The 607-nt window shown below is 69.7% G+C and carries 1 protein-coding gene; it reads left to right on the plus strand.

Going from position 1 to position 607, the window contains the following annotated elements:
* Positions 1-607, plus strand: a 607-nt coding sequence (locus tag TSH64_RS27205) for an FAD-binding protein (RefSeq protein WP_109453073.1), incomplete at both ends; no start/stop codon positions are given.

Raw genomic sequence — 607 nt, forward strand, 5'->3', positions numbered from 1 at the left:
CGCCTATGAGCATGCGCTGGCCGAACCGGTCGCGGCCCTGCTGGTGTCGCTCGCCCCCGGCTACAGCCATGTCCTCACCGCCGCCACCTCGGTGGGCAAGAACGTACTGCCGCGCGTCGCGGCGCTGCTCGACGTGGCGATGATCTCCGAGATCACCGCCGTGGTCGCCGCCGATAGCTTCGAGCGGCCGATCTATGCCGGCAACGCCATCGCCACCGTGCAGTCGGCCGACCCGGTCAAGGTGATCACCGTCCGCACCACAGCCTTCGAGGCGGCGCCCGCCACCGGCAGCGCCGCGGTCGAAAGCATCGCCGCCGCGGCGGACCCCGCTTTGTCGGGCTTCGTTTCGGCCGAGCTGTCGAAGTCGGAGCGTCCGGAACTGACCTCGGCCCGCATCGTCATCTCCGGCGGCCGCGGTATGCAGTCTGGCGACAATTTCCACCTGCTGGAGGCGATTGCCGACAAGCTGGGGGCCGCGGTGGGCGCCAGCCGCGCGGCGGTCGATGCCGGCTTCGTGCCGAACGACTACCAGGTCGGCCAGACCGGCAAGATCGTGGCACCCGACCTTTATGTCGCCGTCGGCATCTCGGGAGCGATCCAGCATCTG

The organism is Azospirillum sp. TSH64, assembly GCF_003116035.1.
In the GTDB taxonomy this organism is placed as follows: domain Bacteria; phylum Pseudomonadota; class Alphaproteobacteria; order Azospirillales; family Azospirillaceae; genus Azospirillum.